Genomic DNA, 13071 nt, shown 5'->3' with positions numbered 1-13071 from the left:
AAATTATTCAGCCGTTTTAAGCTCAAAATCTTCTTTCTTGACTTGCTGTTCCATTAGCTTAACCTCTTGCCCGTCTTCCAGAAAACTGACACCGGCCACAGCAATAATGTCGCCGGCCTTTACCCCCTCGGTGATAACGGCATCATTGCCGCGAACGCTGTCGCCCTGGATCTGTGATTTGTTTACGGTCGATGTCTGGGAGTCGTAAATAAAGACCCAACCCTTCAGGGTTTCCCCCAGTTGGGCAATGGCCGATAAAGGCACCAGATAGGCGGTTTTTTGATCATAGCCGGAAAGCTGCAAGGTTACCCGGGCGGTCATTCCGGGTCGAATGCGTTGATCCGGGTCCTCGACGGTGAGTTTAATCGGAAACGCGTTGGCAGTGCCAGCCACCTTGCTGATTTCAGTCACGCGACCGTTATAGATGCGATCGGCAATGACGGAAAATTGGATCCTGCCTTTCTGTTCCATCTGGATAGCCTCAATGACATCTTCCGGTATACTGACCGCCACCTCCAGGCCGGTATTCTCAAAGATATCGAATAATTTCTGGCCCCGGCGAACTTCAAAAAAGGGTTCCACATCGCGGGTGGCGATCACCCCGTCAAACGGCGCCCGCAGGACGGTCTTTTCCAGGTCCCTTTGCGCCAGCTTGAGCTGGGATCGAGTAAACTGAACCTGTTTACGAGCGCCATCTACAGCAGCTTGAGAGTTATCCAGGGCAGCCTGACTGACCGCTCCAGGGTCCTGTTTGTTAATACGCTGAAAGCGATCCAGGTCGTTGCGCTTGTCGGCCAGCTGGACTTTGGCGCGCCCCAGCTCGGCTTCAGCAGCCCTGACATTTAAGCTGTAGGTCCTTTTATCCAGGACAGCCAATACCTGGCCTTTGGTGATGCGGTCCCCCACTTCGACGTTTACTTCCCGGACGTTGCCGGAAACCTCAAAACTGATGCTGGAGCGATCGGCGGCTTCAGCAACACCGGAAAATGTTCGCAACCTGCCGGTCGCATGTTCGGAAACGGTGATGGTTTTGATGGCGCGGATGCGCTCCGGCTGCGGTGGCGGCTCCTGGCGGCAGGCGGCGATGGCCAACAGCAGTGCCAAACCAAATATCATCAAAATTACGGGTTTGCGAAAATAATTATGCATTTCGTTTTTTTCTCCCATTCAATCTGGATTTTAAAAGGTCATCCTATTTGGTGTGGGTTGCGCTGTCAAGAAAGGTGATTCAAAAAATCAGGGACCTTTGTCAACAGCTGCACGTAAAAAAGTGAAGACTTCCTTCACTCTTGAATGACCTGGCCGCGCGATACGAAGGAAATTCCCTGGCCGGAGCGGGTGCCGATCATCACCGCTTCAATTAACGGCGCATTGACTTTGGTCTTTGATTGCCATTTAATCAGAAAATTTGCTCCTGAGCCGCCGGTGGTATCGCTCTCAGTCAAAATATAGCGGGTGGTTGCCATGACCTTTAATTCAGACGGTTTGTCCAGATATTCCTTGACCAGCTTGCCGTCCGAATCAAAGTATTTGACCGACATCAGCGTAATGGCATGCCTGGGATCGGTGTTGCGGATGCTCAGTGTGGCAGCCAGGCCGAATGGGCGCCCTTTCAATCCGCTGTAAATATGGGAATAAATGGGCACATAAACGGTTTGCCCGGTGGATAAGGCGATGTGGGAATCCGCATGGGCGCCGCTGACCAGCCCGACCAGCAGAAGAATGGCACTTAAGATAAAACACCAATTGTACAAGAATTTACTGGATTTCATTTCATATTCTCCTATGTGTCTGCTTTCCTTTGATCTTCCAGTTCTTCGTAAGCGGTCTCAGCCAAGCCGGCGCCGGCTTCGTCGAAAAAATTAAAGGCATGCACTCCGGCTTCTTTTAACGCTGTGACCTCATCGTCAAAACGGGCGCTGGCAGCGATAATGCCTTTAAATCCGGCCTTAGTGATAAGTTTGGCGGCTTGCATATTGGCCTTAAATTTGGGCATGGCCAGCACTGCTAATTGGATTTTGTCTTCTCTCTCATCTTCGATTGGTATATTTCTTTCCCAGAAATCAAGATCGGTGGGATCGTCCAGAACAACATTCCGACCTGCTTCCTGATGTCTTTTAACGATGGCAGGGTCCGAATCGCAGCCAATGATCACATCACCGCAATGTTCCCGCAGGTAATCATAAGCACCCGTACCCACACGGCCCATGCCAAAGATGGCGACCTGTGCATCACCCGGATCAATGGGCTGATCATCCGGATGACGGGTTTTGGTTTCAACTGTTTTTAAACGATTGGCAAAGCGGCCATAAATGCCAAGGGCCGCTGCATTCAGCGGTGATGCCAGCACAAAGGTTGTCGAGAGGGCGATGGCGATGATCACCAGCCATTCGCTGCTGATCCAGCCGCTGGTTTCACCAATGGCAGCGACAATCAGGCCAAATTCGCTGTAGGTGGCTAGGCTGAATGATCCCAGCAGAGCGGTGCGGGCTCGGAGATTAAAGCGGGTCATGAGCACGAAGAAAAGGGCGACCTTAAAAGGTGCTGCCAAAACGAGCAGCGCCGCTATGCCAATGGCTTCGATATCGGGTAACCCTTTTAATCCAATGCTTAAAAAGAAGCCCACCAGAAACACTTCCTTGAGACTGAAAAGAGCCTTGGCCATCTCTGGCGCCTTGGAATGGCCGGCCACCAGCATTCCCAAAATCAACGCACCCAGATCGGGTTTCAGACCCACTATCTCGAAACCGTCGGCACCTGCCACCAGGGCCAGAAAAAGGCCGAAAAGAATAACCAGCTCACCGTGACCGCAGCGGTCCATGATTTTAAATATAAAAGGTCGGGCGGCATACAGCACAACCGGTACCAGAAGGGCCCAGGGCGATGGCAGTTTGCCGGTGGATGCGGTAATAAAGATAACCGCCAGAATATCCTGCATGATTAGGATTCCAATGGCCACCCGTCCATGCAGGGAGGTCATCTCGCCTTTTTCTTCAAGAATTTTGACCGCAAAAACGGTGCTGGAAAAACTTAGAGCAAAGGCAATCAACAGGCTAAGCTTGAAATCCAGCGCGGCAAATTTGGATAAACCGGCTGTTGCAAGCATAAACATGCCGCTACCAAAGACGATGACGGTTATGAGCATGTGAATTGAGGCACCGGCCCATACCTCCGGGCGCATGAGGCTGCGCAGCTTCAGCTTCAATCCGATACTGAATAGCAATAACAGGATTCCCACATCGGCCAGCTCGACGATGATAGCCCCGCCTTCCGCACCGCTGGCTTTAATCGCAAAACCGGCCACCAAATAGCCGACCAGGGGGGGCAGTCCGACCTGTCGGGCGGCAAAGCCCAGAGCAAATGCAATGATGATGGCAAGCGAATCCATACTGTTCCTCTCCTGAAGTTAATTCAAGGCTGTTCCATTTTCCAATCGGCAGTTGTAATACAGGCGTTTGTATTGGCGACCTTAATCCAGCAGAAATTTTCGACTGCTGCGGATAGGGTTGCTGACAGCAAACTGAAGAATAAAATGGCCCGTAGAGTCAGATGCAAGCCGATAGTGGATTGGCTATACTGAATTTTACCGAACAACGTCTTTGTTATCGTACGGCGCATCTTTTCTGTCATGGGTTAAAAGATAATTTTTAGTGTTAAGATATAAATTTAACTGGAAATAGCAAGTATAAAATGGGAAAAACACATAGGTTTCATCTTCCTAAGCTTGACATAAATTGGAGTGTGTATAGGATAATCGCCATAAGATGGAATTCTCCACCGCGAGGAGATCAACGCATAGATAGATCCAATGACTGCTTTGAGTTTTGTTTGCAGGAGCCCATAAGATGCGAAAACTGACTTTCATTCTGCTATCTATCGGTTTCACATTTTTGATAAGCAATGCTGCCGAAGTCAACGCCATTGAATCTGATCTGGGCATCACAGAAAAATGGACGGGTGACTTCGATGGGATGACTGAAAGACATCTGATCAGGGCCCTGGTCCCGCCCAGCAAGACCTTTTACTTTCTAGATGGTGCCATCCAGCGCGGTTTAACATATGATCTTCTCAAAGAATTTGAAACCTTTGTGAATTTGCAGCTGCAGCGTAAGGCCTTGAAAATAAAAGTGGTGGTTATTCCCACCCGACGAGACCGGCTGCTACAGGCGCTGGCGGAGGGGCTCGGTGATATCGCCGCCGGGAATCTGACCATCACCCCGGCACGTATAAAAAAAGTTGATTTTTCTGCTCCCCACCTGACCGGCGTGGATGAAATCGTCATCAGCGGCCCAGACTCACCGACGATTAAATCCCTCGATGATTTGTCCGGCAAAGAAATCCACGTTAGAAAATCCAGTAGTTATTATGAAAGCCTGCTGCAGCTCAACACTCGTTTTAAACTCTCCGGCAAGTCACCCATCAAAATTGTACCGGCTGATGAATACCTGGAAGATGAAGATCTTCTGGAAATGATGAATGCGGGACTGATTCCGATGATTGTGATCGACAGTCATAAGGCCCGATTCTGGGCGCAAATCTTTCGGGATCTGAAACTGCATCCGGACATCAAGCTCAGAAGCGGCGGACAGATCGCCTGGGCCATGCGGCCAAACAGCCCTCGCTTGAATGAAGTTATCAATCAATTTATGAAGGCGCATCGAAAAGGCACCCTAATGGGTAATATTTTATACCGACGCTATTTGCAAAACACCCGCTGGGTCCGCAATGCGCTGGCAGAAAAAGAGTTTCAGCGCTTCAAAAAAGCGGTCGATTTTTTTAAGCGCTATTCTCAGCAGTACAATTTTGACTGGTTGCTGATTGCTGCTTTGGCCTATCAGGAATCGGGTATCGACCAGACTAAACGCAGCCCGGCCGGTGCGGTGGGTGTCATGCAATTGCTACCCGGCACCGCCGCCGATGCCAATGTCAATATACGCAATATCGAAGTCATGGAACATAACATCCATGCGGGGATTAAATACCTTCGTTTTCTCCACGATCGCTATTTTAAAAACCAACCCATGGATGCGCTTAATAAGATGCTTTTTACATTTGCGAGTTACAATGCCGGTCCTGGAAGGATCTTAAAGTTTCGGCAACAGGCACAGCAAATCGGATTCAATCCCAACATCTGGTTTCGCAACGTAGAAATTATTGCGGCCCGGCAAATCGGAGCGGAAACGGTGCAATACGTCAGCAACATCTATAAATATTATATCGCTTACCGTTTTCTCGTGATTGAATTCAGCTTAAAAAAAGAAGGGAAAATCCGGGCGAATTGAGCCCAGATCCGTAAGTTTTAGATATCCAAATCAACCCGGGGCCTGGCGTCGGCATTTTTATCAACGACAGGCTTGCAGTCGATGATGCGTTTTGCAGTGATGCCGTGGGCATTATTCAGCTGATTTTGGACCTGAGCGGAACGCTGATCAGCGAGGGTCAGCAGGGCGGTATTGGCTTCATCGCTTTTTGCTGTTGATTGCGCATCAGAGCGCCCTGTTACCAATGCGCGATCGCTTTCGGTCGCCACACCACAGACACTCACCTGTATCTCCGGATATTCCCGCATAATCGTGGACACCCTTTGGATATAATCAATGGCTGCGGCATCGAGTTGATCACTACCCGGTTCGAACGCTATGGGATTGAGACGGATTCTTGCGTTGCCTGTAATGACCTGTTCGGCCACCGCCAGACCGATTCCATATGGCCCCAAAGCGAACTTTAGATACGACAATGCAGAGGTTTGTAAAGTTTTCACCAGGACCTTGTTGACGGCATCGGCGATGCTGAACTCCGGATCATTGATATTGCCGCTGATGGGGATATTGAGTCTAACATTGTTTTGCTTATCGCGCATCAGCTTTAAAGCCGAATCGAGCGGTACACTAATTTTCCCCTGATTTTCTTCCGTTGTTGGTTCAGCTTTGACACGTTCGACCTTGGGATTGAATAAGATTAAATCGATGTTGCCGTCTAATTGGTTTTGATTGATTTTTACGGGCACGTCCGCCTGCAGTTCGCCGCTAACAAAACGATATCCGGTGTTCTGGATGGCAAACGGAGATAGGGGTGGCAATTCTAACGCTTGGACTTTGCCGACCCAATCCAGGCTGAGTTTTTCGGCCAGCGGTTGCATTGTGCCATCCAGGGAAATACGGGCGTCTTTTTTGTCGGAAACCAACAGCTTAACCGACACGGGTTGTTGGGGTCGGCTGCTGTCTATGTTGGCCAGACTTGCCTCTACTATGCTTAAAACCATAGCGAACGCCGGGCTGGCTCTCTCATCCTTGAACTGCAGACCGCTGTCTCCGGCAATGTTAATCTGCCCGATGCGGTAATCTAATTTGTCAGATTTTTTATTGGTTTGGGTATCCGTCTTGGCGCGCCGTGTTTGATCACCAGAAGAAGCATCACTTCGAATAGATGCCAGTCGGTCGATGGCCGGCCATTTCCCCTCGCGGTCTCTGTGCAAAAAGCCTTTGACGCCGGTCAACTGGACTGTTTCAATGGCGAGGTTTTTCTGTTGCGACAATTGGACATTTTCGAATTTGATGTCCTGGATGCGAAGCGGAGTGGAATCCGCTTCTGGCGATGGTGCAGATTCGCGCTCTGCCAGCAACGCCAACTCGTTCAAAACGACAACCAACAAAGTGACCGAGTTTAGGCCATCTATTTTGATGGCTTGCAGGTCAATTTGGTTTGTATCGAGCAACCGCTGTTCGGTTTCAGAGTGCAGAATTTGAAAGTCTTTAAGAATGACATCAGTTTCGGCCTTGAGTGCAGAATAATCATTGATTTCTCCGGTATCCAGGCGGCCTTTCCAGGATAATCCCTGATGTTCAAATGTGAGTTTGTGGTCCGGCACAACGACGCGCAATTTGCTGCCCTCGAGGGCACCATTGCTGATGAACCTCTGGTCATCAGTTTTTGTCTTTGCGGAAAATTCAAGTGCCCCATTCCAGGTGAGCTTATTTTCAGATAGATTGAACGCCGGTGATTCAAGTTTAACATCTTCAACACTGAACTCGCCATCGGCTTTAATATCCTGGTTGGTTTGATCCTGCGCATAGTTGACTTTGCCCTTCCAGTTGAAATTATCCTCTTGAACCTTGAGATTTTCATTTTCTATTGCCAAGCTTAGCATGGACCCGTCCATCCGACCCTCTGCATTGATCTTTAGTGCTTCTTGTGATTGAGGGATGTCAATCCGAATGCCGCCTTCCCAGGTCAGATCCTCTTTTGATAATTTTATATCCCCAATTTGGGTACGGACTTGATGCAGCCTTACAGGACCCTCCTGGTGGTGCTTGAGGCCATTGTCATTCGCATGGCGCGTGTCAATTTTCAGATCAACGTCAACTCGCCCTTCGAGTGTGTTGATTTGCGGTTGCAGCAGCTGGGCAAACGGCTTCAGGTTCAAACCCGATAATTTGATCAGGCCAGCTACTACCATTTCACCGCCGAACGGAGAAACATCCATCTGGAGTTGCATGGGAGCGTCATTGAGTTTTCCGCTCAGCTCCAATCGGGCATTATCCTCTTGCAACCAGCTGGTTAGTTTTAAGAGTTTCGCCTTTTCGATGATCAATTGCGACTTGAGCCGGGCGCTGATCAATTTAACCCTGCTGTTGATGACCGTTGCTTCCTGAAACGAAAAATTCCAGGAGGAAGGCTCACTGGTTTCTTTGCTTTGCGGTAAGGTGATGCCGCCGATTCTCCAATTGCTGTTTTCAAGCTCCTCGACGGTTATTAGGGTATCGCTGATGGTAAAGCGCTCCAGTACGAAACGCTTGCGGACAAAGGGGGTCCACTGAATTTTAAAAGTGGCTTCCGGTATCTGAAGCGCGGTCTGCGCACCAATGATGACTGACAAGTTGGTAAGGGTCAGACGTCCGGTCAGCGGATTAAAATCCACATCCTCTATGTTGACCTGATCCGCACCCTGGTTTTTGAGGTAAGCTTCAATTCCGTAATCGATTCCTATCGGCAGCATGCAGAAAAACAACACGACCAAAAGGATGAGGCCGATCAGGATCCAGAACCAGCCCCGCTGAAATAATTTCTTTTTTGGAGACTGCTTTTTTGAAGACGGGTCTTGCATTACCAAAACCTTCTTTTATCAAATTTTACATCATAACCCACAGGAACCTTACTACTTTAAGAGTCAATAGCATGCTCAATAAAGCAAACGATATACGCCGGTTTGCTAGTATCTTCAGGTTGATCTAACACTTTAAAGGATTTTAATGCTTAAACATCGGTTGTTTGAACTGCAGGCTCGCCGGAAGCTTTCTTGGGCTTACGCTTGAATTCACTTATGCGCTGGAAGATCACGAAAAAGACCGGTACGAACAGGACCGCCAGGGCCGTGGAGGCCATCATGCCGCCCATTACCGCGGTGCCCACAGCCTGCTGGCTGGCCGAACCGGCCCCGGAGGCAAAGACGAGCGGCAGCACGCCGAAAATGAACGAGAAGGCGGTCATCAACACCGGTCGGAACCGCAAGCGGGCGGCTTCAGCAGCGGCTTCAACGATGTCTTTGCCGCTGGCGCGCAGCTCCCTTGCAAATTCCACGATTAAAATCGCGTTTTTGCTGGCCAGGGCAATCAGCAGCACGATGCCGATCTGGGTATAGAGGTTGTTGTCAAACCCGCGCATCATCAGCGCAAGGGCCGTCCCCAAAAGGGCCACCGGAACGGCCATGATGATAACTGCTGGGCTGGACCAGCTTTCATATTGGCCGGCGAGCACCAGAAATACCAGGGTCAATGCCAGGGCAAAGATCAGAATGGCCTCACCGCCCACCTGCCTTTCCTGGAACGATATGCCGGCCCATTCAAAGCCCATGGACGGCGGCAGTTTGGTGGCCGCCATTTCCTCCATCAGCGCCAGGGCCTGTGAGGAGCTGTACCCTGGGGCCGGCGCGCCGCCGATGGTGGCTGTCGGATAGAGATTAAAGCGAAAGACCACCTGTGGGCCCAGCGTATCTTCGACATCCACCAGGGTGCCGATGGGCACCATCTCGCCGCTGTTGTTGCGCACCTCGAGCTGGCTGATATCTTCGCTGCGAATGCGAAATTCGGGTGCCGCCTGGACCTTGACCTGAAAGGTGCGGCCGAATTTATTAAAATCGTTTATATAGGCCGAGCCGAGATAGGCCTGCAGGGTGCCAAAGACTTCGCTTAGCGGAATATTCTGTGTCTTGGCCTTGGTGCGGTCCACATCGATAAACAGCTGGGGCACATCCGCCCGAAAGAGCGTATAGAGGCCTATGAGCCCGGACTGAGCTTCGCCATCACGAATGATCTGCTGGGCCCATTGCTGCAGTTGAGTGGGGCCGACACCGCCACGGTCCTGCAGGCGAAAGTCAAATCCGCCGCTGGTGCCTAAGCCCTGGATGACCGGTGGCAGGACAGTAAAGATCATGGCTTCCTGGATTTGATTAAATTGGCCCTGAAGTGTCGCCAGAATCACATCCTGGGTCAGGCCTTCTTCTTCGCGTTGGGCACGATCTTCGAATACGATATACAGCGCACCGGCATTGGAGGCATTGGTTTCATCCAGGGCCGAAAAACCGCCGATGGTGATCCAATCCTGAACACCGGGCGTCTTTGAGATGATGGCATCCATCTTTTTGACCACCTCGCGCGAACGCTCCTGTGAGGCGGCATCCGGCAGCTGGTAAACGGCGATACCATAGCCCTGGTCCTCGATGGGCAAAAAGCCGGTGGGGATCGACAGTAAACTCCAGCCGGAGACCACAATAAAACCAAGGTAAACCATTGCCATAAAGGCCGTTCGTCGGACCATTTGGCCCACAATGCGGGCATAACCATTTTCGCACCAGTCATAACCGCGGTTGAAAATACGAAATACAATATTTTCTTTTTTGCCCGGCTCACGGGGCCGCAGCAGCAAAGCACACATGGCCGGACTCATGGTCAGGGCATTGATGGAACTGAATATGGTGGCGACGGCAATGGTCAGGGCAAATTGCCGGTAAAGCTGACCGGAAATGCCGGGCAAAAAAGCGGTGGGGACAAAGACAACGATCAACACCAGGGTGGTGGCGATCACCGGTCCGGTGATTTCGGCCATGCCTTTGATAGCGGCTTCTTTACCGCTCAGGCCCTCCTCCATTTTTTTGCTGATATTTTCAACCACCACGATGGCGTCATCGACCACAATGCCGATGGCCAGCACCAGACCGAACAAAGAGATCATGTTGATGGAGAAACCCAGGGCAGCCATGGCGGCGGCAGTGCCGATCAACGATACCGGGATGGCAATGCCCGGGATAATTGACGCCCGCCAGTCTCCCAGAAAAATAAAGATCACGATAAAAACGATAATGGCGGCCTCGATCAGGGTCTGATAGACCTGGGCAATGGATTCCTCGATAAACAGGGTCGTATCAAAAGGAATGCGCCATTCCAGACCCTGGGGGAAGGCTTGCCCCAGCCGTTCCATGGTGCTGCGAATGGCCCGGGCGGTGTCCAGCGCATTGGCGCCCGGCAACGGATAGATGGAAATGCCGGCGGCTTCTTTGCCGTTGTGACCAAAGAACATGTTGTAGTTTTTAGCACCCAGTTCCACATGTCCGACGTCCTTGACGCGCGTCACACGGGTGCCTTCGGCGGTTTTGATGATGATGTTGGCAAATTCTTCAGGCTCGGCAAGTCGCCCCAGCGTGTTGATACTCAATTGGAAGTCCTGGCCGGTAGGCGCCGGTGGTTGACCGATCTGCCCGGCGGCCACCTGGACGTTTTGCTCCTCGATGGCGCGGATGACATCCTGGGTGGTCAGGTTCAGTGCTTTGAGGCGGTTGGGATCCAGCCAGATGCGCATGCTGTAGTCTTCGGCCCCAAAAACAGTTAGGTCACCAACGCCCGGCTGACGCAGCAACTCATCTTTAATTCGTAGGGTAATGTAATTGTGGATAAATAGGCTGTCGTAACGTTCATCCGGCGAGCTTAGGGCAACAAACAGCAAAATGTTGGCCGAGCGCTTTTTAACCGTGATCCCTTCGCGTTTGACCTCTTCGGGCAGCTTGGGTTCGGCCGTGTTGACGCGGTTTTGGACCAGTACCTGGGCGATATCCACGTCAGTGCCAACTGCAAAGGTAATGTCCAGGGTATACGTGCCGTCATTGGCGCTTCTGGATGCCATGTAGAGCATATTTTCGACGCCGTTGACTTCCTGCTCGATGGGCGAGGCCACCGTCTCGGCTAAAACCACGGCATTGGCTCCCGGATAGGTGGTTTTGACCTGTACGATCGGTGGGGCGATTTCCGGGTACTGGGCCACGGACAGCGTACCAAAGGCCACCGCCCCGGCGATGACGATCACCAACGACACTACAGTGGCCAGTATTGGACGTTCGATGAAGACCTTTGAGATCATGAACGAACTTTCTCCTGCTAAGTCGCTATCACTGATATGTGTGCCTTGCGTAGACAGTTCTTTTTACCACGAAGAACACGAAGGTCACGAAAAAGTCAAAATAAATTATTCTTTGTGCGCTTTGTGTCCCACGCCCGCCATGCGATGCCGCAAGGCGAGGCGGGCGTGTTTGTGGTAAGTTTTCTTTTTGCCAATACTAAGACGATGTTGATGATTTGTCGACTGAGCTGTCAGATTCTTTGGCCTTTTCGTCCTCTGCAGCAGGCTTTGCGGCCTGTGCCTGCACGGGAGTGACCTTGGCTCCGGGGATGGCCCGTTGGATGCCTTTTACCACCACTCGATCCTCAGGCTTGAGGCCCTCACGAATCACCCGCATGCCATCCTTCAAGTCGCCGATTTCAACATAGCGTTGATCGACATTGTTTTCATTGTCCACCACCAGCAGGTAGCGCCCCCCCTGGTCCAGGCCCAGGGCGCGCTCGGTGACCAGCAATGCATCTTCGCGCTCATTGATCGGCAAACGCACCCGCACAAACAGCCCGGGCACAAGAACATAGGGCGGGCCGGGATTGGGGAAAATGCCTCGAAGCAGCATAGTGCCGGTTCCCGGGTCAACGGTAGAATCCACGAAATCCATATGACCTTGGTGGGGGAAACCGGTTTCATTGGCCAACCCCAATTCAAGAGGGATTTTATCGGGATTGTCCGCTGTAATCCCTTCTTCACGGGCTCTTTTCATGACAGCCAATAGATCGCGTTCATTGATGCTGAAATAGGCATAGATCGGCTCCCATTGTCTGATGGTGGTCAGCAGCGTAAATTCACCGGCGCCTACCAAATTGCCGATATCCACTTTTTTGCGGCTGACGCGTCCATCGATGGGGGCCCGGATGGTGCAATAGCTCAGATCCAGAAGTGCTTTGTCCAGAGCCCCCTGGGACGACAGCACCGTTCCTTTGGATTCCTCCATCTCGCCTTTCCATTTGACGACATTGGCCTCGGAAGCAGCGCTTTGCTTAAACAGCGTCAAGTTGCGCTGATATTCCTTCTTGGCGCGCTCGAGCTGGGCCTTGTGTTTTGCCAGGCGACCGCGGGCATTTTCAACCGCGGCTTTGAATGGTTTGGGGTCGATGATGAAGAGAAGTTGTCCCTGCTTGACGAAATCACCGTCTTGAAAATGCACGCTTTCCAGAAACCCTTCGACCCGTGCCCGAATCTCGATTTCTTCGATCGCCCGAGCCGTTCCGGTGAATTCCAGATACTCGGTGACATTTCTCACCAGAGGTTTGCTGACCGTGACTTCCGGTGCCGGCGGCTCGACGTATTCGTTTTTTTCCCCGCAGGCATAGAAAAGCCCTGACATCAAAATGGCAAATAATAGGTAAATGGGCTGATTTAGCCGCTGGCTACCACCTAAGTGCGACATTTTAATTTCCCCTGTGCAATGTGGATAATGGTTGTTCCCAATAAGTGGTCCTTTTTGCATTGGGATTTACGTCGGATCTGCTGACGGTAATAACAAAATCTTGATTAGTCAACCCATTAAACCACATGGACTGCCACATAAATATCAAAGCGATACCGAATCAAAATCAGCTCATAACTGGCGTTACATGGTGATGGCAATCAGTTCTTGTGCAAAAGTGTCGGCAGACTTATCTTGAA

Annotated in this window: 7 protein-coding genes; 1 reads left to right on the top strand and 6 read right to left on the bottom strand. The window is 51.2% G+C overall.

Annotation, left to right across the window (positions count from 1 at the left end):
• Nucleotides 1-3 precede the first annotated feature (3 nt).
• From QNJ26_02335 to QNJ26_02325, 3 genes are all read right to left on the bottom strand, one after another.
• Nucleotides 4-1149: an efflux RND transporter periplasmic adaptor subunit gene (locus QNJ26_02335; protein ID MDJ0984355.1), complete on the bottom strand. Its 1146-nt coding sequence runs from the start codon at nt 1147-1149 to the stop codon at nt 4-6.
• Between the two features lie 134 nt (nt 1150-1283).
• Nucleotides 1284-1772, bottom strand: a complete 489-nt coding sequence (locus tag QNJ26_02330) for a DUF3124 domain-containing protein (protein MDJ0984354.1) — start codon at nt 1770-1772, stop codon at nt 1284-1286.
• 11 nt (nt 1773-1783) lie between these two features.
• Nucleotides 1784-3388: a cation:proton antiporter gene (locus QNJ26_02325; GenBank protein MDJ0984353.1), complete on the bottom strand. Its 1605-nt coding sequence runs from the start codon at nt 3386-3388 to the stop codon at nt 1784-1786.
• Nucleotides 3389-3845: 457 nt separating this feature from the next.
• Between QNJ26_02325 and QNJ26_02320 the strand changes: the two genes are divergently transcribed.
• A complete protein-coding gene (locus tag QNJ26_02320; GenBank protein MDJ0984352.1) occupies nt 3846-5282 on the top strand; it encodes a lytic transglycosylase F in 1437 nt (478 codons plus the stop codon).
• 17 nt (nt 5283-5299) lie between these two features.
• Here QNJ26_02320 and QNJ26_02315 read toward each other — a convergent pair whose 3' ends face one another.
• The 3 genes from QNJ26_02315 to QNJ26_02305 form a co-directional block, all read right to left on the bottom strand.
• Complete coding sequence (locus QNJ26_02315) at nt 5300-8104, bottom strand: DUF748 domain-containing protein (protein MDJ0984351.1); 2805 nt, start codon at nt 8102-8104, stop codon at nt 5300-5302.
• A gap of 149 nt (nt 8105-8253) precedes the next feature.
• Entirely contained in the window at nt 8254-11406 is a 3153-nt protein-coding gene (locus QNJ26_02310) for a multidrug efflux RND transporter permease subunit (GenBank protein ID MDJ0984350.1), read from the bottom strand.
• Nucleotides 11407-11602: 196 nt separating this feature from the next.
• On the bottom strand, nt 11603-12832 hold the full coding sequence (locus tag QNJ26_02305) for an efflux RND transporter periplasmic adaptor subunit (protein MDJ0984349.1): 1230 nt from the start codon (nt 12830-12832) through the stop codon (nt 11603-11605).
• Nucleotides 12833-13071 lie beyond the last annotated feature (239 nt).

This window comes from Desulfobacterales bacterium (assembly GCA_030066985.1).
Taxonomy (GTDB): Bacteria; Desulfobacterota; Desulfobacteria; order Desulfobacterales; family JAHEIW01; genus JAHEIW01.
Note: the sequence above shows the minus strand (reverse complement) of the source record. Positions and strands in the feature narration are given on the sequence as shown.